Source organism: Aliivibrio sp. S4MY1, assembly GCF_028765545.1.
GTDB lineage: Bacteria > Pseudomonadota > Gammaproteobacteria > Enterobacterales > Vibrionaceae > Aliivibrio.
The window spans coordinates 116,691-136,397 of the sequence record NZ_JARACP010000003.1; the positions used below are offsets into that span (position 1 = coordinate 116,691).

Sequence of the window (19,707 nt, forward strand, 5' to 3'; positions counted from 1 at the left end):
CTCCAATCTATCCGAATTTACGGCGCTTCGTCAAATATTGAAGAATAAACGATGACTTTTTAAACAAATTATTGCCGTAGATCATCGAATATTCATTTTGATATTGACGGTTTTTGTAAATTTATTTCAGCTTAGAAACAGTGTTTATACATCAATTTACTTAATACATTGATCGTTGGATCGATAAAAGAAAATGCTAAGAATTCATCAGGTTGGTGTGCTTGTTCAATTGACCCAGGACCTAAAACTAACGTTGGACACAGATCTTGTAAGAAAGGAGCCTCGGTACAATAGTTCACAGTTTCCACCTCTTGACCGCAAAGTTCTGCGGTACTTGTAACAATTGGGCTATCTGGGCTGCATTCATAACCTGGAATAGGCTCATGAAGAGGAGTGATATCGATTCGTCCCGGCCATTTAGCTTCAACTTCTTTTAGCGCATCACGCAGCATATTGTCGAGTCCATCAAGGCTGATCCCTGGTAATGGACGAACATCATAATGCAATTCACAACAGCCACAAATACGGTTAGGGCTGTCTCCGCCATGGATATGACCAAGGTTGAGTGTTGGGTATGGGATGGAAAAACCAGGGTTATGATATTCCTTTACTAGTTTATTTTTTAAACCCATTAATGCAAACATGATCTCATTCATGATTTCTAAAGCATTAACCCCATGAGCAGGATCAGAAGAATGCCCTGACTTACCTGTTACTCGAATCGCATTGGCGACGTGACCTTTATGACCTCGTATTGGTTTTAAGCTCGTAGGCTCACCGATAATGCAGTAATCCGGTTGTATTTGAGTATTTGATGCAAAGTGGCGAGCACCAAGCATAGTGGTTTCTTCATCACAGGTAGCCAGAATATAAAGTGGTTTGGATTGGTCTTTCCAATTGATGTTTTTAATTGCTTCTAAAATGAAAGCAAAGAACCCCTTCATATCAGCAGTCCCAAGACCGTAGAACTTATCATTGGCTTCGGTTAATGCGTGAGGTTCGTAATTCCAACGACCTTGGTCATAAGGTACGGTATCTGTGTGGCCTGCTAATAATAGCCCTCCTTCTCCTGAGCCAAGTTTAGCCAATAAGTTCAGTTTGCCTTTTTCGATCTCTTCAATCTCAACTTCACAGCCCAAGTCTTCACACCATTGCGCTAATTTGTGGATGACTTCGGCATTGCCTTCGTCCCAACTTGAATCGGTTGAGCTGATCGATGAGGTAGAAATGAGTTGCTGATAATACTCTTTAAATTCTGGAAATTTCATTTATTCATATATCCACTGTTGACACAAAAGATAGAACCCTGTAAAACACATATTAAATCACATAAAGTGAATAGAAATACAATTTAGTTTAATTTTAATGAATAAACTAAATTATAAAAAGGAAAGCCAGTATCAAATATGTGTAACGCTCAAGTTACCCTGAATGGCATTTTCCTTCAATAGATGAAGAGATAAACGGACGTATTATGTTGAAAACAACCATCATCGGAGCAAGCGGATACACAGGTGCAGAATTAGCGCTGATGATATTTAAGCACCCACACCTTTCTTTAGCGGGTTTGTATGTATCAGAAAACAGCTTAGATAAAGGCAAAGCGATTAGTGAATTGTATGGCTCATTAAAAGGTATTGTCGATGATGTGTTGCAACCACTATTGGATGTTACTCAAGTAGCAAAAGAATCTGATGTTGTGTTGCTTGCGACTGCTCATGAAGTTAGCCACGATTTAGCGGCGACGTTTTTAGAGCATGATTGCGTAGTTTTTGATTTATCAGGTGCGTTTCGGGTAAAAAAAGATGGTTTTTATTCTGAGTTTTATGGTTTTGAGCATCAATATGAAGAGTGGTTAGATAAAGCAGTTTATGGTTTGGCTGAGTGGAATGCAGAAGCGATCACTCAAGCTCAATTGGTTGCCGTACCAGGATGTTATCCAACTGCATCACAATTAGCACTAAAACCATTAGTTGAATTTGATTTATTAGATAAAAATCAATGGCCAGTTATTAATGCGATCAGTGGTGTTACTGGAGCTGGGCGTAAAGCGAATTTAACCAGCAGCTTTTGTGAAGTTAGCCTTCAACCTTATGGTGTATTTAATCACCGTCATCAACCTGAAATTGCCGCGCATTTAGGATGTGATGTCATTTTTACGCCTCATCTTGGCAATTTTAAGCGCGGAATTTTAGCAACGATTACTACTAAGTTAGAGAAAGGCGTAACAGAAGCAGACATTCAAATGGCATTTAATAGCGCCTATGCAAAAACACCAGTGGTTCGTTTACTTGGTAATGAGATGCCCAAAATTCAATCTGTTGAAAAAACACCTTTCTGTGATATTGGCTGGAAAGTGCAAGGTGAGCATCTGATTGTTGTTTCTGCGATTGATAATTTATTAAAAGGTGCCTCAAGCCAAGCAATGCAGTGCATTAATATTCGTTTTGGCTTTCCAATGTTAACGTCTTTAATATAAGGTATGGTATTTAGTATGAAGCAACGTCCTTTAGTGATTAAGTTAGGTGGCGCCGTATTGTCATCAACCGAAACGTTAACACAATTGTTTAAAACGGTTTCAAACTATCAGCAGAAAGCAAACCGTGCGTTGGTTATTGTTCATGGTGGTGGCTATTTAGTGGATGAGTTGATGGGTAAACTTCAACTTGAAACCATTAAAAAAGAAGGTTTGCGTGTGACACCAAAAGACCAAATTGGCTATATCACAGGTGCTCTGGCTGGTACGGCAAATAAAATGTTGCAAGGCCAAGCAATGAAAAGTGGAGTGAATGCAATTGGTTTGAGTTTGGCTGATGGTGGTCTATGTAAAATCACACAGCTTAATCCTGAACTAGGTAATGTAGGTTTAGCCGCAGCAGGTGATGCAAGTGTGTTGAACGCCATTTTAGCGACAAAGGTGACCCCAATAATTAGCTCTATTGGTATTACCGAACAAGGCGAATTAATGAACGTTAATGCAGATCAAGCAGCAGTGGCTGTGGCAATGGCATTAGATGCTGATCTCGTTTTATTGTCCGATGTCGTTGGTGTATTGGATAGCAAGAAGCAATTGATCACCAGTTTAGATTCAGAGAAAGCAGAAGCATTGATTCAGCAAGAAGTGATTACGGATGGCATGATCGTCAAGGTAAAAGCGGCATTAGAAGCAGCACAAGAATTAGGTCGAGCGATAGAGGTGGCATCATGGCGCTCGCCAGAAAAATTAGCTGAGTTGTTTATTGGCAACAGTATCGGCACACAGTTTCAGCCTAAGTAGGCAATGAGTTTCAATTTTTAGTTTTTAGAATACAGTCGCCGCGAGTATGCGGAGCAAGGAGAATAGAATGAGCAAGAAAATAAAAGTAAACAAGGTTGTTGTTGCATACTCAGGTGGCCTAGATACCTCGGTGATCATTCCGTGGTTAAAAGAAAACTACCACTGTGAAGTTATCGCATTTGTCGCTGATGTTGGTCAAGGTGCTGAAGAGCTAGAAGGCATTGAAGCAAAAGCCATCGCATCAGGTGCTACTGAATGTTATATCGCTGATCTAAAAGAAGAAATGGTATCAGAATATATCTTCCCAACGTTAAAAACAGGTGCGCTTTATGAAGGTAAATACCTACTAGGCACATCAATGGCACGTCCTATTATTGCTAAAGCACAAGTTGAAGTTGCACGTAATGTGGGAGCTGATGCATTGTGTCATGGCTGTACAGGTAAAGGTAATGATCAGATTCGTTTTGAAGGTGCTTTTGCTGCACTGGCCCCTGACCTGCATGTGATTGCACCATGGCGTGAGTGGGATCTAGTCAGTCGTGAAGAGTGTTTAGATTACCTTGCTGAGCGTAATATCCCTTGTTCAGCATCACTTACTAAAATTTATTCTCGTGATGCAAATGCATGGCACATCTCAACAGAAGGTGGTGTTCTTGAAGATACATGGAATGCACCAAATGATGATTGCTGGGCATGGACCGTTGATCCAGAACAAGCACCAAATGAATCAGAAACAGTATCAATTAAAGTAGAAAAAGGCGCAGTGGTTGCTGTTGATGGTAAAGCAATGACGCCTTATGAAGTCGTTGTTTACCTAAATGAGAAAGGCATTAAGCACGGTGTTGGTCGTATTGATATCGTTGAAAACCGTTTGGTAGGCATGAAGTCTCGTGGTTGTTATGAAACTCCAGGTGGAACGATCATCAATGAAGCATTGCGTGCTGTAGAGCAACTGGTTTTAGATAAAGCTTCATTTGAGTTTCGTGAAGAGTTGGGAATTAAAGCTTCTCACCTTGTATATGATGGTCGTTGGTTTACGCCGCTATGTAAGTCCATCCTAGCTGCAACAGAAGAGTTAGCACAAGACGTAAATGGTGAAGTAGTGATTAAGCTTTACAAAGGTCAAGCGACAGTTACTCAAAAGCGTTCAGATAACAGCTTGTATTCTGAAGAGTTTGCTACTTTTGGTGCTGATGAAGTATATGACCAAAGCCATGCAGAAGGCTTTATTCGTCTTTACTCACTATCAAGTCGTATTCGTGCATTGAATAGCAAATAATTTTCACGTTAAGTAACAATACTTAAACAAATTGATTTACACTAATCGAAGTGCATTTAATAACTAAATGCGCTTCGATTTTTTTATCTAAGCATTAGTAATTAGGGTGACGAGTAATTTAGTGAATAAATATGTAAATAAAATGAATTAAATCTTTATTTTTTACAAGAATTACCGTAAGTTTGAACTATCAAGAAAAATACTGAATTGAATCAGAATTAATATTTGCAAAAAGCAGTGAGCACTGTGCATTTAGGAGAGACACCATGGCATTATGGGGCGGACGTTTTAGTCAAGCAGCAGACACAAGATTTAAACAATTTAACGATTCACTTCGTATCGATTATCGCCTTGCAGAACAAGACATTGTTGGCTCTATTGCATGGTCTAAAGCATTACTTTCTGTCAATGTGATTAATGAACTTGAACAGCAACAACTTGAATTAGCTTTAAATGAACTTAAGCTTGAAGTAATGGAAGATCCAGAGCAGATTTTATTATCTGATGCGGAAGATATTCATAGCTGGGTTGAAACTCAGCTGATTGGTAAAGTGGGTGATTTAGGTAAAAAATTACACACAGGCCGTTCGCGTAATGATCAGGTGGCGACGGATTTAAAATTATGGTGTCGCCAACAAGGCCATCAACTGCTTCGTACTCTTGATTTACTTCTTAATCAGTTAGTTAATGTTGCATCTGAGCATCAAGCAACGGTATTGCCTGGTTATACGCACTTACAACGTGCGCAACCTGTAACATTTGCTCATTGGTGTTTAGCTTATGTTGAGATGATTGAACGTGATTACTCTCGTCTTGAAGATGCGGTTAACCGTTTAGATACTTGTCCATTAGGCTCTGGTGCCTTAGCGGGTACGGCTTATCCAATGGATCGTGAGAAACTGGCTCGTAACCTTGGCTTTCAACGTGCGACTCGTAACAGTCTAGATTCAGTGTCGGATCGTGACCATGTGATGGAGTTAATGTCGATTGCTTCTATCTCTATGGTTCACTTATCTCGTCTTGCAGAAGATATGATTTTTTATAACTCTGGTGAATCAAACTTCATAGAGTTGGCAGATACGGTAACCTCGGGTTCATCATTAATGCCACAAAAGAAAAACCCAGATGCGTTAGAGCTTATTCGTGGTAAATGTGGCCGTGTATACGGAGCATTGGCTGGCATGATGATGACAGTAAAAGCACTGCCTCTGGCCTATAACAAGGATATGCAAGAAGATAAAGAAGGCTTATTTGATGCGTTAGATAGCTGGTCTGATTGCATTGAAATGGCTGCACTGTGTTTTGAAGGCATCAAAATCAATGGTGAGCGTACCCTTGAAGCTGCAAAACAAGGTTATGCAAACTCAACAGAGTTAGCGGATTATTTAGTAGCAAAAGGGATCCCATTCCGTGAGGCGCATCATATTGTCGGCGTGGCTGTTGTTGGCGCAATAGAGAAAGGGTGCGCACTAGAAGAACTGTCTATTGCAGAGTTAAAAGCCTTCTCTGATGTAATAGAGGAAGACGTATATCAGATCTTAACCATTGAATCGTGTCTTGCTAAACGTTGTGCTCTTGGTGGTGTTGCACCAGAGCAGGTCGCTTATGCTGTAGAGCAAGCTGGTAAACGTTTAGAAGAGCGTGATTCAACGGGTGTAAAAGTACGTCCTGCTCGTTTAACCGATTTAGATGCATTAGAAGGAATGGTCGCGTATTGGGCCGGCCTTGGTGAGAACTTACCTCGTAATCGTAATGAATTAGTGCGTGATATCGGCTCGTTTGCTGTATCAGAGCATCATGGAGAAGTGACTGGCTGTGCATCTTTATATGTGTACGATTCTGGCTTAGCGGAGATTCGTTCGTTAGGTGTTGAAGCGGGTTGGCAAAGCCAAGGTCAAGGTAAAGCGATTGTTCAACACTTAGTTGAGAAAGCTCGTGAAATGGCGATTAAGAAAGTATTTGTACTGACTCGTGTTCCTGAGTTCTTTATGAAGCAAGACTTTATTCCAACGTCTCGCTCACTGCTGCCTGAGAAGGTTTTAAAAGATTGTGACCAATGCCCTCGTCAACACGCATGTGATGAAGTTGCACTTGAGGTTAACCTGCAAGAGCAAGTGATCATAAAAACCTGTGTTGCTTAATGAGTATTACAATAGTTATGCGATACGCTTAGCTATTTAGTCAAAATAAAAAAGAAAAAGTGGTGAACTTTTCCATTTAATACTAGTCTTATTAATACTGCTTTTTCTTAGAAAGATTCTAAGAGGCCCTGACATCTATATTGATGTCAGGGCTTTATTTTTTATGGCTTGTATTATTCCAATCTACATAAGTATTTGATCATTCTTGCTGGTTAAAATCGATTTTTCCTACGCAATTATCTGAACAACTACTTATCCAGAATGGTATTAGTTCTTTAATGTGAAACGATAGTATCCCATTAGCAGTAAGTGCAAAGTCAGTAAGCCAGTAAAAGCACTGCTTATCATAAAAGTGGCAATCGCTTCGATTTGATAAGGCGTTGCTTGAAAAAACTCCATCCATGTAAGCCAACCACCAATAGAGAGAAACATTAGTTGTTTCATGCAACGAGGGCAACGACCGAGCTTTTGTTTAAAGATGTCTGAACGACAAGTTTTACATGACATGATGATAGATTCTTAGACTAATACGCAATGATCTGAACTTTAAATGCAAAAAGACCAATGCGCAAACATTGGTCTTTTATTTTTTAGAGGTTATCTAATCAGATTAACAACCTGGGCCACAATCCATGCAGTGCTTGATCATTTCAGGACCTAAATGTAATTTGGCATTTAAATCACGAAGTGCAGTACGAACACCTTCTTCAATTACTGGGTGGTAGAAAGGCATATCTAGCATCTCTGATACCGTCATCTTATTTTGGTGTGCCCAAGCTAATAAATGCGCTAAATGCTCGGCATTTGGTCCCATCATTTCTGCACCTAGGAAACGACCAGTTCCTTGCTCACCATATACATGAAGAATACCTTTATTGCGCAGCATTACTCGTGAGCGGCCTTGGTTTTCAAAAGACACTTCACCGGTAGCGAAACAGCCACAAGTACCTAAACGTGTTGTGATTTCTTTATACGTTTCACCAACCATTGCAATTTGCGGGTCAGAGAATACTGCTGAGATTTTCGAGCGGCGAAGGCCTGCTCGGATCTCAGGGAAGCGGCCTGCATTATCACCTGCAATACGTGCTTGGTCAGCGGCTTCGTGTAATAATGGTAGTTGGTTACTTGCATCACCTGCAATAAATACGGTTGATAGTGAGGTTTGTAGCGTGTAATGGTCTGCCGTTGGCACGCCACGCTCATCTAGTTCAATAGATGTATTTTCTAAGCCGAGTTTGTCGGTATTTGGACGACGTCCCGTTGCCGCTAATACATATTCAACAATATTAGTTTCGAGTTCACCTTGTTTGTTGATGAATTTAATTTCAACACGATCTTCGCCTGACTCAATCGTAATACGCTTCATGCTTTCTACTTTTACATCAGCATCAAGATAAAACTCTTCATTGAAGGCTTTGTTTGCATAAGCCATCACTTCTGGGTCTGTTACAGGACCAACTTGACCACCTAGACCAAATAGCTTGGTTTCAACACCTAAGCGGTGAAGTGATTGACCAAGTTCAAGACCAATCACGCCAGGGCCAAATACCGCGACTGATTTTGGTAAATCATCCCAATTAAATACATCATCATTGATGATTAAACGATCACCCAGTTCATTCCAAACTGCAGGGTAAGCAGGGCGAGAGCCTGTTGCAATTACAATGCGTTTTGCAGTGATGATAGTGTGGTCGTCAACTTGTAACGTATTGTCATCTAAAAATTTAGCGTAGCCAGAGATTTTGTCTTCTGCTGGTATTTCATCAACGCCTTCTAAAACAAAACTAACAAAACGGTCACGTTCAAATTTAACACGTTCCATTACTTCACGGCCATTAATGATGGTTTCACCTTGAGGGTGGATACCAAATTTCGGGGCTTTTTCAATTTGATGAACGCTTTCTGCTGCTGCAATTAATAACTTTGACGGCATGCAACCAACGCGAGCACAAGTGGTACCGTAAGGGCCGCCTTCGATCATGACAACACTGTCAGTATGTGCTTTTGCTGCACGGTAAGAGCCTAAACCTGCTGTACCGCCACCGATAACAGCTACATCTACATTGACTTGTTTCATAATAATTCTCTCGTAATCGCTTTGTTTTGGATGCACTAACCCCTCCGACTTTTTATTATTTTTTAAAGTCAGTCTGAATTGTTAGTTTAGTTATTTGGTTTTGCTGAGTTTTCTAATTATTGAGGTGGTTAACTAGCCCACAAGGCGGTGGGCTAGTTATGGCTTTGTCTTAATCTATTAGCCTAGGAAAGCTTCTAGTTCTTCGCTGCCACCGATGTGTTTACCACCAATGAATACTTGAGGAACGGTAGTGCGACCAGAGATTGCACGTAGACTAACTGTTGTCGCGTCTTTGCCTAGTACCACTTCTTCATAGTTCAGACCTTTATCGATTAGGTTCTGTTTCGCTTTCATACAGAAAGGGCAGCCTGGTTTAGTGAATACTGTGATTGACTCTTGCTCTTTGTGTTCAGGAGCTAGGTAGTTCAACATTGTATCTGCATCAGAAACGTTGAATGGGTCGCCTGCTACGTCTTCTTCGATGAACATTTTTTCTACCACGCCGTTTTTCACTAGCATGCTGTAACGCCATGAACGCTTACCAAAACCAAGGTCATTTTTCTCAACTAGCATACCCATGCCATCTGTGAATTCGCCGTTACCATCTGGAATGAAGGTGATGTTTTCTGCTTCTTGGTCTGCTTTCCATGCGTTCATTACAAACGTATCGTTTACTGAAACACATAAGATGTCATCTACGCCATTCTCTTTAAATACAGAGTGTAGTTCGTTGTAGCGAGGTAGGTGACTAGAAGAACACGTTGGAGTAAATGCACCTGGAAGGCTAAATACGATAACGGTTTTGTCTTTAAATAGTTCTTCTGTTGTTACATTAACCCAAGCATCGCCTTTACGTGTAGGAAAAGTAACTTGAGGAACTGATTGACCTTCTTTAGATGTAAACATAATGATGTCCTTTAAATTTTAATTTCTTATTCGGGGTCTTCCCGGTTGATGTAGCTATTATGCAAAACCTTACTTGATAGTTCTAATCGTTTGGTGTTATCGTTTCAATCGTTAAAATCTATCAAGTTGTAATGTCATATTATGAATCAAAGCTATCAGGAGTGTAATACATGAATATCCGTGATTTTGAGTACTTGGTCGCACTTGCTGAGCATAAACACTTTCGTAAGGCGGCAGAGTCTTGCTTTGTTAGTCAGCCTACATTAAGTGGGCAGATAAAGAAGCTAGAAGAAGAGGTTGGATTAACCTTATTAGAAAGAACCAGTCGTAAGGTGTTATTTACCGATGCAGGCTTACAATTAGTAGAGCAGGCTAAGCGAATTTTAACTGAAGTTAAGTTGTTTTCTGAATTAGCTAACCAACAAGGTAAGGATATGTCTGGGCCATTGCATCTTGGCTTTATTCCTACGGTTGGCCCTTATGTACTGCCTTGGATCGTACCAACATTAAAAGAAAGATTTCCAGACTTAAATCTGTACCTGCATGAGGCTCAAACGCATCAATTAGTTAAAATGTTAGAAGAGGGCAAGATTGACTGCATGATATTGGCCTCTGTTGATGAGACAAGCGCATTTATTGAAATACCAGTTTATGACGAGCCAATGGTGCTTGCGGTACCAACCGATCATAAATGGGCGGATGAAGGGACAATAGATATGTCTCGATTAAGTGGCGAGTCAGTTTTAATGTTAGGGGATGGGCATTGTTTACGAGATCAAGCATTAGGTTTTTGTTTTGCTGCTGGGGCTAAGGATGATGACCATTTCAAAGCAACCAGTCTAGAAACATTGCGCAATATGGTTGCCGCGGGCAGTGGAATTACATTAATGCCGTATCTTTCAGTGCCTAAAGAAAAAGTACGTGATGGAGTGTGCTATTTGCCAGCGAAAGATCCTGTACCGCATCGACAAATAGTATTGGCTTATCGCCCAGGTTCACCACTGCGATCTCGTTATGAAGATTTAGCTAAAGAGATCGAAAAGAAAATGGCAGAGGTTATTTGCTAGACCTTATTGATCTATAAGAAACAAAAAGGACGCTAAATTAGCGTCCTTTTTTATTGCTTGTTGATAGCTAGGTTAGAATAGACTTTCGTCTTCCATTCCATCGCCATCCGCATCATTGGATGAGTAGATTGTGTCTTGGAAATCTTGTTTCACGTACTCTTTCGGCTCAGTGCCGCCAGCAAAGTATTCCCACATGCTAGTTTCATCATTTTTATTGGTCAATAGGCCTGTTTCACGGTCTATTTTGACTTTAATGATGTTTGCTGGAAGGCGTTGTTGCTCTTCTGGTACACCTTCAAGCGCCACTTTCATAAAGTTTATCCACGCATAGATAGCTGTTTTGCCACCCGCTTCACCACCAAAGGACATTTCTTCTTTGGTCATGTTGTCATTTTTTGTGGTGTAACCTAAACGGTGTGATGGGTTATCAAAACCAACCCATGCAGTTGCTACTACATTTGGTCCATAGCCGTTATACCAAGCATCAACAGAGTCATTGGTTGTCCCTGTTTTACCACCAATATCACGACGTTTTAATACTTGTGCTCGCCAGCCAGTGCCGTTCCAGCCTGTACCTTTTCGCCAGCTACCACCGCCCCAAATATTGCTGTACATCATTTCTTTAGTTAAGAATGCGTTTTGTGCAGAAATCACTTTCTTCGCATAAGGCGAGTCTTCATCATTTTGATTTGAGCAATTTGTTTGGCAAATGATTTTTGGTGTTGCTTTATACACTTCATCACCAAAAGGCCCCATGATATGGTCAATATAATAAGGTTCTACGTAATAGCCATTATTGGCAAATACAGCGAAACCTTGTGCCATTTGAACTGGTGTTAAGCTGCCAGCACCCAGAGCGATTGTTTCAGAGCGAGGGATCTCTTCTTTTTTAAAGCCAAAGCGAGTGAGATAATCAATGGTTTCATCTAAGCCAACTTCACGTAATACACGAACCGCCATTACGTTTTTAGATTGAGCTAAACCAATACGTAAGCGTGCAGGGCCAACATAAGTAGGTGGCGAATTTTTTGGTCGCCATGCCGTACCTTGGCTTTGATCCCAAGTATTGATCGGGGCATCATTTACTAAGCTTGCTAGTGTTTTACCATGGTAAAGCGCAGCAGAGTAAATGAATGGCTTAATACTAGAACCGACCTGACGCACAGATTGCGTTGCACGGTTAAATTTATTATGAACAAAGTTGAAACCACCAACTAATGAAGTAATTGCACCATCTGTTGGGTCCATAGCAACAAACGCGGTATTGGCAGCAGGCACTTGGCTTAGTTTCCAGACCGTCGTTGTTACGTCATCGGTAGTTTCTTGGCTTAATGGACGAACATACACTTGCTCTCCTGCCGCTAAAATATCTGCTGCACGATGAGGTGCAGGACCTTGACGTTTGTCTGTTTTAAAGCGACGAGCCCACTTTAAACCATCCCATGGAATGGTAGCGATACCGTTGTTTTTAATATCAACCGTTGCTGTTTTTCCTTTAACAGATAAAACAACAGCAGGCATTAACTCACCATAAGAAGGTTCATTTCTAAGGTGTTTAGCTATTGCTTTTTCATCCAGCGGTGTGGCTTTTGGTTCCCACACTGTTTTCACTGCACCACGGAAGCCATGACGTTCGTCATAAGCTAATAGGTTATCAATTGATGCTTTGTTTGCCGCCGCTTGCATTTTAGAGTCTACAGTTGTGTAGATGTTCATACCAGAGGTATAAGCCGCTTCCTCACCGTATTTATTTACCATCCATGCACGAGCGATTTCTGCAATATAAGGTGCTTGAAGCTCGATTTCGGCACCGTGATATTTAGAAATAACAATTTCTGCTCTTGCGTCATCAAATTCTTGCTTAGTGATGTAGCCTTCATCAAGCATACGAGAAAGAACAACATTACGACGTGTCGTTGCACGATCAACCGAGTAAATAGGATTCATTGTTGATGGGGCTTTTGGTAAACCTGCGATGATCGCAACTTCACCTAATGTCAGTTGGCTTACTTCTTTACCAAAGTACACGTGCGCTGCGGCGCCGACACCATAAGAACGGTAGCCTAAATAGATTTTGTTTAAATACAGCTCAAGAATTTCTTGTTTGGTGAGCAGTTGTTCAATATGGACAGCAATAAAGATTTCTTTAATCTTTCGCATTATTTTCTTTTCATTAGATAAAAAGAAGTTTCGAGCTAATTGCTGAGTAATGGTACTCGCCCCTTGTTTCGCCGAGCCTGAAGCTAGAACAGCAAAAGCAGCACGAGTAATACCGATAGGGTCAAACCCATAATGGCTATAAAAACGACTGTCTTCAGTCGCGATAATTGCTTCAAGCAAATGAGGAGGCATCTCTTCTAATGTTAGAGGAATGCGACGCTTCTCGCCAAATTGAGCAATTAATTTACCATCGCGGCTATATACCTGCATTGGTGTTTGTAGTTGTACATCTTTCAATGTTGCCACGTCTGGTAATTCTGGTTTCACATATTGGTAAAAACCAAAAATTGTTGTGACTCCAAGAATAATGCAAACCAATGTCGCTATAAGCAGTGCCTTTATGAACTTCACCTGATAATTCCCGTTTACTTTAATCTGTATTGTCGTTTCTAACCCATAACTGAGTAGTATAAATATAACACAACAAAAAATAACGTAAATTAACGCTTAATTTTGAGATATTTATTTATTACTTGGAGTTAAATCAGGATGATTTATCCCACGATCACAGGCTTGGATATCGGGCATCATAGCATTAAAGCTGTGTCAGCGAGGTTAAAAAAGGGTCAATTAGAACTAATTGATAGCCATGAGGTATTGCTGCCTGAATCTGCTTTTTTAGATGTTAATACTTTACATATCGAAGAGGTAATCCCTTACCTATGCCATTTAAAAAAGGGAATAAAACGAAATCAAAAAAAGGTCGCTTTTTCAATTCCTGATAACAGCATTATGAGTAAGGTTATCCAAGTGGATAGTCAGCTTGATGAAAAAGAAACTGAATTCACAGTGATACATACATTTGAACAACAAACGCCTTTTGCAGCCGAGGAGTTGAACATTGATTTTGTTGCAATGGAGCAGAAAGGGGTTAATAGCGAGCAAATATCAATGTATCAAGTTTTTGCAGCAAAAAAAGAGTTGGTTGAGAGTCGTGAAGGGTGTTTAAAGAGAACGGGTTTTTTACCTGTACTTGCTGAGGTTCATTCCCATGCATTATTAACGCTGTGGCGACAAAGTATCACTCAATCTCCAAGTAAAAAAAATTGGATGTTGATTGATATTGGTCATTGTCAAACTACCTTCTGTATTACTTCTCCTAATCAGCACGCTTATAGTAAACAGGTTTTGTTTGGGGCTTCACATCAAAAGAGCGATATTGAATTATCTCCGTTAACACCATTAAATGAAGAAAAGTACACTCAATTTATTGCGTTATTGGCTGAGCATATTCACCGCCAACTCACGTTATATTCCTCTATTCATAATCATAAAGTTGATGGGGTTTGGTTAACAGGAGGAGGTTCAATGCTCCCTGAATTATCAGATTTATTGAGTTATGAGCTCTCTCTGCCGACAGAGCAGCTCAATATTATGTCTTTATTTCATGGTACGAAAAGGCGAGAGGCTCAACTTAATACATTAGAAAATCAATATGCATTAGCTGCAGGGCTTGCATTAAGAGGTGTTGAGTGGCTTACCAAATAAACTTATTAGCTTGGCGCGAGAAAGAAAGAGAGAAATACAAGCGTCGCTTTTTATTGGTCTTATCCTTTGGGGTATTGTTATCAGTCTCTTTTCAATGGGGATGGGCTCAATACTTAAATTTACAGCACTCAACTCAAGTAAACCGTAATCAATCATTAGATAATCATATTAATTGGTTAAATAGCGAATTAAAAGAGCTGAATGAGATTGGAAAACAACACGAAGCAATACTAACTCGATTGGCGGTTGTTGAAGAGTTGCAGCAAAATAGAAACAAAACGACGCAATTATTAAATCTTCTTCCAGGGATTATTACGGAAGGAATTTATTTGAATAAGGTGCGAATGCACGAAAGATCGATTGAAATAAAAGGCTTTAGTGATAGTAATGCCCGTTTAGCCACCATATTGGATAAATTAGAACGGTCGCTCGAAATTGAATCAGTAGAAATGCATTCAATTGTCTCTGGTAAACAGATATTTGGTCATGATGTAAGTAGCTTTGAACTCTCATTTAAATTACTTCCAATGGCTAAGGGTGACTAGTATGAGTGATTGGAGAGATCTTGAGTTAGATGAAATTACTGAATGGCCATTGCTTCCTCAGTTATTAGTTATTGTTATTTTATGTTTTGTAGTTCAAGGGATGGGCTATTGGTTTTGGATAAAACCAATGATTCAAGATATTGAGCAGCTAAAGCAAAAAGAGCTTAGCTTAAAAAGCACGGTGAAATATAAATATAACCAAGTGGCAGCAATGCCAAAAATGGAAAACCAGCTGAATGAATTGAACTTGCGTTATGAGTTTTTAGCACAACAACTTCCTGCTCAAAAAGAGCTAGCGAGCATGCTTTCAGGCATTAACCAAGTTGGGATTCAAAATAAATTAACGTTTACACGAATTGATTGGGGCGAGAAGCAAAATAAAGCCTTTCTTTATAAGTTGCCACTGAATATTGAGTTAACAGGTCAGTATCACAATATAGGTTCATTCTCTGAAGCGATGGCCGATCTTCCGAGGATCGTGAGTTTGGAAAATATTGATATGCAGCGAGTCAGCACAGAGAGTAGTACATTGCATTTTCGAGTAATGGCTTATACCTATCAATTTAAGGGGAAGGAATGAGAAATCGATGCTTTATAGCAGTGATGGTCTTTCTATTGGTGGGATGTAAAGCTAATACCGATCCACTTGATGTCTTTTATGTAGAGGCTAAAAAGCAAGGAGATGCTGAGGTTAAGCAGCTTGAGGAGGTGACATTATTTGCGGTGACTCCTTATGCTCAACTCACTGGGAGATCGCCATTTGTCTTGCCAAAACAACCTGAAATTGCAACGCAGCCAATAAAGAAAAAATCATGTTGGCAACCAAAATATAGGAAAAAAAATGGGTTACTTGAACGATATGCGTTGAGAAAATTACGATTAAAAGGCGTGATGGGCTCAAACGATAATATTACTGCATTAATACAAACGCCAAAGGGAAGCGTAGTGAAAGTTCATAAAGGGCAATACATGGGAAGCAATAATGGTCAAGTGGTTGATATTAAACCACAGTACATGACATTAAGGGAAACCCTGCCTGATGGCATGGGATGTTGGCAAAAAAGATACGTTAAATTAGCTCTAAAACATTAACGGGATACCAAGGAATACGTATGTTGCTAGGATGCAAAACAAGCAGTAAATTACTTTATATTCAACTATGTTTGCTGTTTATATTTAGTTTTTTCAGCCACTCTTCGTTTGCAGAAGATATAGAACTTAACCAACTCGTTAATGTGAACTTTCAGTCGACAAAGAAAAAAGAAGGAGTGATTTCGGTTGATCTTGCCTCGGCAGCAGCCACGGTTGATTTACGAAAAGAAAAAGGGAAATTATTGATAGAGCTGCATGATACGAAAGTCAGTAATGATAAGTTGGTTATTTTAGATGTTGAAGATTTTTCGACATTGGTGTCTCGAATTGAAACCTTTCGAGAGTCTAAAAGTACATTGCTGTCAGTAGATATCAAAGGTGATTTTCAATATGACTATTTTTTAAAAGATCGTTCTTTACAGGTTGTGATTTCAAAGCCACAGGTTAGCGCAAAGACAACTAACACCTCTGATGCTCAAGAGAGCAAACCTATTTCGATTAACTTTCAGGACATCCCTGTTAGACATGTCTTACAATTAATAGCGGATTATAATGACTTTAACTTGGTCGTCGCTGATTCTGTGAAAGGCAACTTAACGTTGCGATTAGACGGGGTACCTTGGCAACAAGTATTGGATATTATTTTACAAGTTAAAAACCTAGATAAGCGAGTGGAAGGTAATGTTGTTTTAGTTGCGCCTAAATCAGAGTTGGATGCACAAGAGCAAAAAGTATTAGAGCAAGCTCAAATGGCTTCAGAGTTGGGGTCACTCTCTTCTGAAATCATTTCTGTGAGTTATGCTAAAGCTTCTGATATTGCCGAACTGTTGGTTGGTGAAGGAGATATAACTATGCTTTCAAGCCGAGGCAGTATTACGGTTGATGAGCGAACTAACTCTTTATTGTTACGAGATTTGCCTGAAAATATTGATGTTATTAAAGAGATCATAGAAACCTTGGATATCCCTATTAAACAAGTTCAAATAGAAGCAAGAATTGTAACGGTAAATGAAGGTAACCTCGATGAGTTAGGAGTTCGCTGGGGGATCACGAATACAAATGGTAGCACCACGGTTGGCGGTTCAATTGAAAGTAATTTAGCGGCCGTAGGCCTTTATGATGGCGGTAGCGGTGGCGGATTACCCGTTGATGATTTTTTAAATGTAAATTTAGGATTGGCTAATCCTGCGGCATCAAGTATTGCTTTTCAGGTAGCAAAATTAGGGTCTAACTTATTACTAGATTTAGAACTTTCTGCTTTACAGGCTGAATCTAAAGCTGAGATCATTTCAAGCCCGAGGTTAATTACCACCAATAAAAAACCTGCTTATATTGAGCAAGGTACTGAAATTCCTTATTTAGAAGCTTCATCCAGTGGAGCAACCTCAGTATCATTTAAAAAAGCAGTATTGAGCCTAATGGTTACGCCACAAATTACGCCAGATAATCGCTTGGTTTTAGACTTAACGGTCACTCAAGATAGGCCTGGACAAGTGGTTAAAACAGGAACGGGTGAAGCCGTTGCGATTGACACTCAGCGAATAGGAACTCAAGTGCTTGTCGATAATGGTGAAACCGTTGTTTTGGGTGGGATTTATCAGCACTCTTTATCCAATAGTGTAGAGAAAGTACCATTACTTGGGGACTTACCTCTGCTTGGTGCCTTATTTCGTCGTAGCTCTGAAAATATAGGCAAAAAAGAATTATTGATCTTTGTAACACCAAAAGTTGTTATACAGTAATGAGATAGCGTAACTTAATGTACATAATTGTAAGTAAAATTGAGTGTCAAACAATTTATTATGCTGAACTTTTCATCTAGCTATTGCAATCACTAGCTATAAACTGAGATAATTTTCGGTCTGATCACGAAATATCTGTGAGGAATATGGTGCCACAGACAAGCGTCTATGAAAGAGACAACTGTTGGCAATGTCGTTAATGAACTTTGCATAATTTCTAAAAAATGGCTGAAAAACGAAATATTTTCCTTGTTGGCCCAATGGGCGCCGGCAAAAGTACAATTGGTAGGCACTTAGCACAGCAACTTCATATGGAGTTTCTTGATTCTGATACGGTAATCGAAGAACGTACAGGCGCAGATATCGCTTGGGTATTCGACGTTGAGGGTGAAGAAGGTTTCCGCATACGTGAAGAAGGTGTAATTAACGATTTAACCCAAGAGCAAGGTATTGTTCTTGCAACGGGTGGTGGCTCTGTAATTAGTAAAGAGAGTCGTAATCGTTTATCTGCTCGTGGTGTCGTTGTATATCTTGAAACTACAATTGAGAAGCAACTAGCTCGCACACAACGCGACAAAAAACGTCCGTTGCTTCAAACTGATGAACCTCGTGAAGTGTTAGAAGCACTAGCGAAAGAGCGTAATGCACTTTATGAAGAAGTGTCTGATTACGTTGTTCGCACCGATGATCAAAGTGCAAAAGTAGTTGCAAATCAAATAATCCAAATGCTTGAAGAGCGTTAATTCAAGTTATTTACTAAGACAGATACTGGGAACGAATCATGGAAACGATTCATGTAGATTTAGCAGAACGTAGCTATCCCATCTCTATCGGCGCCGAGTTGTTTTGCAACCCGGCGCATTTTTCATCTGTAATACCTGCCAAAAAACGTGTTGTCGTTATCAGTAATGTGACGGTTGCGCCGTTATATGCTCAACAAATCATCGACACCTTACAAACGTTTGAATGCCAAGTATCACTGCTTGAATTAGACGATGGTGAGCAATATAAAAATTTAGATACTTTCAATAACATCCTTACTTTTCTATTAGAAGAGAACCACAGCCGTGATGTAACGATTGTGGCTTTAGGCGGTGGTGTTGTTGGTGATGTGGTTGGCTTTGCCTCTGCATGTTATCAACGAGGTGTTGATTTTATCCAAGTACCGACAACTCTTCTTTCTCAAGTGGATTCGTCAGTTGGTGGTAAAACCGCGATAAATCACCCGCTTGGTAAGAATATGGTTGGTGCTTTTTATCAACCTAAAGCTGTTATTATTGATATTAATTGCCTTAAAACCTTACCTGAGCGTGAATTCGCCGCGGGAATGGCAGAGGTGATTAAGTACGGCATTATTGTCGATCGCGAGTTTTTTGATTGGCTTGATGAGAACATGGATAAATTGTATGCATTGGATCATGATGCGTTGGTTTATGCGATTTCGCGTTGTTGTCAAATCAAGGCTGATGTCGTGGCAAAAGATGAAAAAGAATCAGGAATGCGTGCGCTCTTGAATTTAGGTCATACTTTTGGTCATGCGATTGAAGCAGAAATGGGTTACGGTAATTGGCTGCATGGCGAAGCGGTGTCTGCTGGTACGGTAATGGCAGCGGTAACTGCGCAAAAAGAAGGGTTAATTTCCCAATCTGATGTTGAACGTATTTGTTCTATTTTAGAAAAAGCGAAATTACCATTAAAAGCCCCAAAAGAAATGACAGTGGATGCATTTATGAAGCACATGATGCGTGACAAGAAAGTCTTGTCAGGTAAGTTACGCTTAGTTCTACCAACATCGATTGGCAGTTCTGAAGTGGTGACTGGTGTTTCTGAAGATCTGCTTGCCGAAGTAATTGAGCAATGTAAGGCGTAAGAT

The 19,707-nt window shown here is 40.0% G+C and carries 17 protein-coding genes; 12 read left to right on the forward strand and 5 right to left on the reverse strand.

Going from position 1 to position 19,707, the window contains the following annotated elements; all coding sequences use genetic code 11:
• Positions 1-131 precede the first annotated feature (131 nt).
• Positions 132-1,268 (reverse strand): acetylornithine deacetylase, encoded by a 1,137-nt coding sequence (argE, locus tag PVK71_RS04675; RefSeq protein ID WP_274419506.1) that lies wholly within the window; start codon positions 1,266-1,268, stop codon positions 132-134.
• 206 nt (positions 1,269-1,474) lie between these two features.
• Between argE and argC the strand changes: the two genes are divergently transcribed.
• The 4 genes from argC to argH all read left to right on the forward strand — a co-directional run bounded on the left by argC (position 1,475) and on the right by argH (position 6,697).
• Complete coding sequence (gene argC / locus PVK71_RS04680; RefSeq protein WP_274419505.1) at positions 1,475-2,479, forward strand: N-acetyl-gamma-glutamyl-phosphate reductase; 1,005 nt, start codon at positions 1,475-1,477, stop codon at positions 2,477-2,479.
• A gap of 15 nt (positions 2,480-2,494) precedes the next feature.
• The gene (gene argB, locus PVK71_RS04685; RefSeq protein ID WP_274419504.1) at positions 2,495-3,277 is read left to right on the forward strand and encodes an acetylglutamate kinase; all 783 of its coding nucleotides are present in this window, start codon (positions 2,495-2,497) and stop codon (positions 3,275-3,277) included.
• Positions 3,278-3,344: 67 nt separating this feature from the next.
• The gene (locus tag PVK71_RS04690) at positions 3,345-4,556 is read left to right on the forward strand and encodes an argininosuccinate synthase (protein WP_274419503.1); all 1,212 of its coding nucleotides are present in this window, start codon (positions 3,345-3,347) and stop codon (positions 4,554-4,556) included.
• Between the two features lie 266 nt (positions 4,557-4,822).
• On the forward strand, positions 4,823-6,697 hold the full coding sequence (gene argH, locus PVK71_RS04695; protein WP_274419502.1) for an argininosuccinate lyase: 1,875 nt from the start codon (positions 4,823-4,825) through the stop codon (positions 6,695-6,697).
• A 267-nt stretch (positions 6,698-6,964) separates the two neighbouring features.
• Here argH and PVK71_RS04700 read toward each other — a convergent pair whose 3' ends face one another.
• The 3 genes from PVK71_RS04700 to PVK71_RS04710 form a co-directional block, all read right to left on the reverse strand.
• Entirely contained in the window at positions 6,965-7,204 is a 240-nt protein-coding gene (locus PVK71_RS04700) for a DUF3624 domain-containing protein (protein ID WP_274419501.1), read from the reverse strand.
• Positions 7,205-7,307: 103 nt separating this feature from the next.
• Positions 7,308-8,774, reverse strand: a complete 1,467-nt coding sequence (locus tag PVK71_RS04705; protein ID WP_274419500.1) for a dihydrolipoyl dehydrogenase — start codon at positions 8,772-8,774, stop codon at positions 7,308-7,310.
• Between the two features lie 177 nt (positions 8,775-8,951).
• Positions 8,952-9,680: a glutathione peroxidase gene (locus PVK71_RS04710; protein WP_130043884.1), complete on the reverse strand. Its 729-nt coding sequence runs from the start codon at positions 9,678-9,680 to the stop codon at positions 8,952-8,954.
• Positions 9,681-9,850: 170 nt separating this feature from the next.
• Here PVK71_RS04710 and oxyR point away from each other — a divergent pair, with 170 nt between their 5' ends.
• Positions 9,851-10,747: a DNA-binding transcriptional regulator OxyR gene (oxyR, locus tag PVK71_RS04715; RefSeq protein WP_130043885.1), complete on the forward strand. Its 897-nt coding sequence runs from the start codon at positions 9,851-9,853 to the stop codon at positions 10,745-10,747.
• 72 nt (positions 10,748-10,819) lie between these two features.
• Here the strand turns inward: oxyR and PVK71_RS04720 are convergent, their stop codons facing one another.
• Positions 10,820-13,318 (reverse strand): penicillin-binding protein 1A, encoded by a 2,499-nt coding sequence (locus PVK71_RS04720; RefSeq protein WP_274419499.1) that lies wholly within the window; start codon positions 13,316-13,318, stop codon positions 10,820-10,822.
• 138 nt (positions 13,319-13,456) lie between these two features.
• On the opposite strand from PVK71_RS04720, the gene pilM reads away from it, so the two are divergent.
• From pilM to aroB, 7 genes are all read left to right on the forward strand, one after another.
• The gene (gene pilM, locus PVK71_RS04725; RefSeq protein ID WP_274419498.1) at positions 13,457-14,455 is read left to right on the forward strand and encodes a type IV pilus biogenesis protein PilM; all 999 of its coding nucleotides are present in this window, start codon (positions 13,457-13,459) and stop codon (positions 14,453-14,455) included.
• On the forward strand, positions 14,440-15,000 hold the full coding sequence (locus tag PVK71_RS04730) for a PilN domain-containing protein (protein ID WP_274419497.1): 561 nt from the start codon (positions 14,440-14,442) through the stop codon (positions 14,998-15,000). The genes pilM and PVK71_RS04730 overlap by 16 nt, the downstream gene beginning before the upstream one ends.
• A 1-nt stretch (position 15,001) precedes the next feature.
• Positions 15,002-15,580 (forward strand): type 4a pilus biogenesis protein PilO, encoded by a 579-nt coding sequence (locus tag PVK71_RS04735; protein WP_274419496.1) that lies wholly within the window; start codon positions 15,002-15,004, stop codon positions 15,578-15,580.
• Complete coding sequence (locus tag PVK71_RS04740) at positions 15,577-16,092, forward strand: pilus assembly protein PilP (protein WP_274419495.1); 516 nt, start codon at positions 15,577-15,579, stop codon at positions 16,090-16,092. Before PVK71_RS04735 ends, PVK71_RS04740 begins: the two co-directional genes overlap by 4 nt.
• 20 nt (positions 16,093-16,112) lie before the next feature.
• Positions 16,113-17,834: a type IV pilus secretin PilQ gene (locus PVK71_RS04745; protein WP_274419494.1), complete on the forward strand. Its 1,722-nt coding sequence runs from the start codon at positions 16,113-16,115 to the stop codon at positions 17,832-17,834.
• A 224-nt stretch (positions 17,835-18,058) separates the two neighbouring features.
• On the forward strand, positions 18,059-18,577 hold the full coding sequence (aroK, locus tag PVK71_RS04750; RefSeq protein ID WP_012551169.1) for a shikimate kinase AroK: 519 nt from the start codon (positions 18,059-18,061) through the stop codon (positions 18,575-18,577).
• Between the two features lie 38 nt (positions 18,578-18,615).
• Positions 18,616-19,704 (forward strand): 3-dehydroquinate synthase, encoded by a 1,089-nt coding sequence (gene aroB, locus PVK71_RS04755; protein ID WP_130043892.1) that lies wholly within the window; start codon positions 18,616-18,618, stop codon positions 19,702-19,704.
• Positions 19,705-19,707 lie beyond the last annotated feature (3 nt).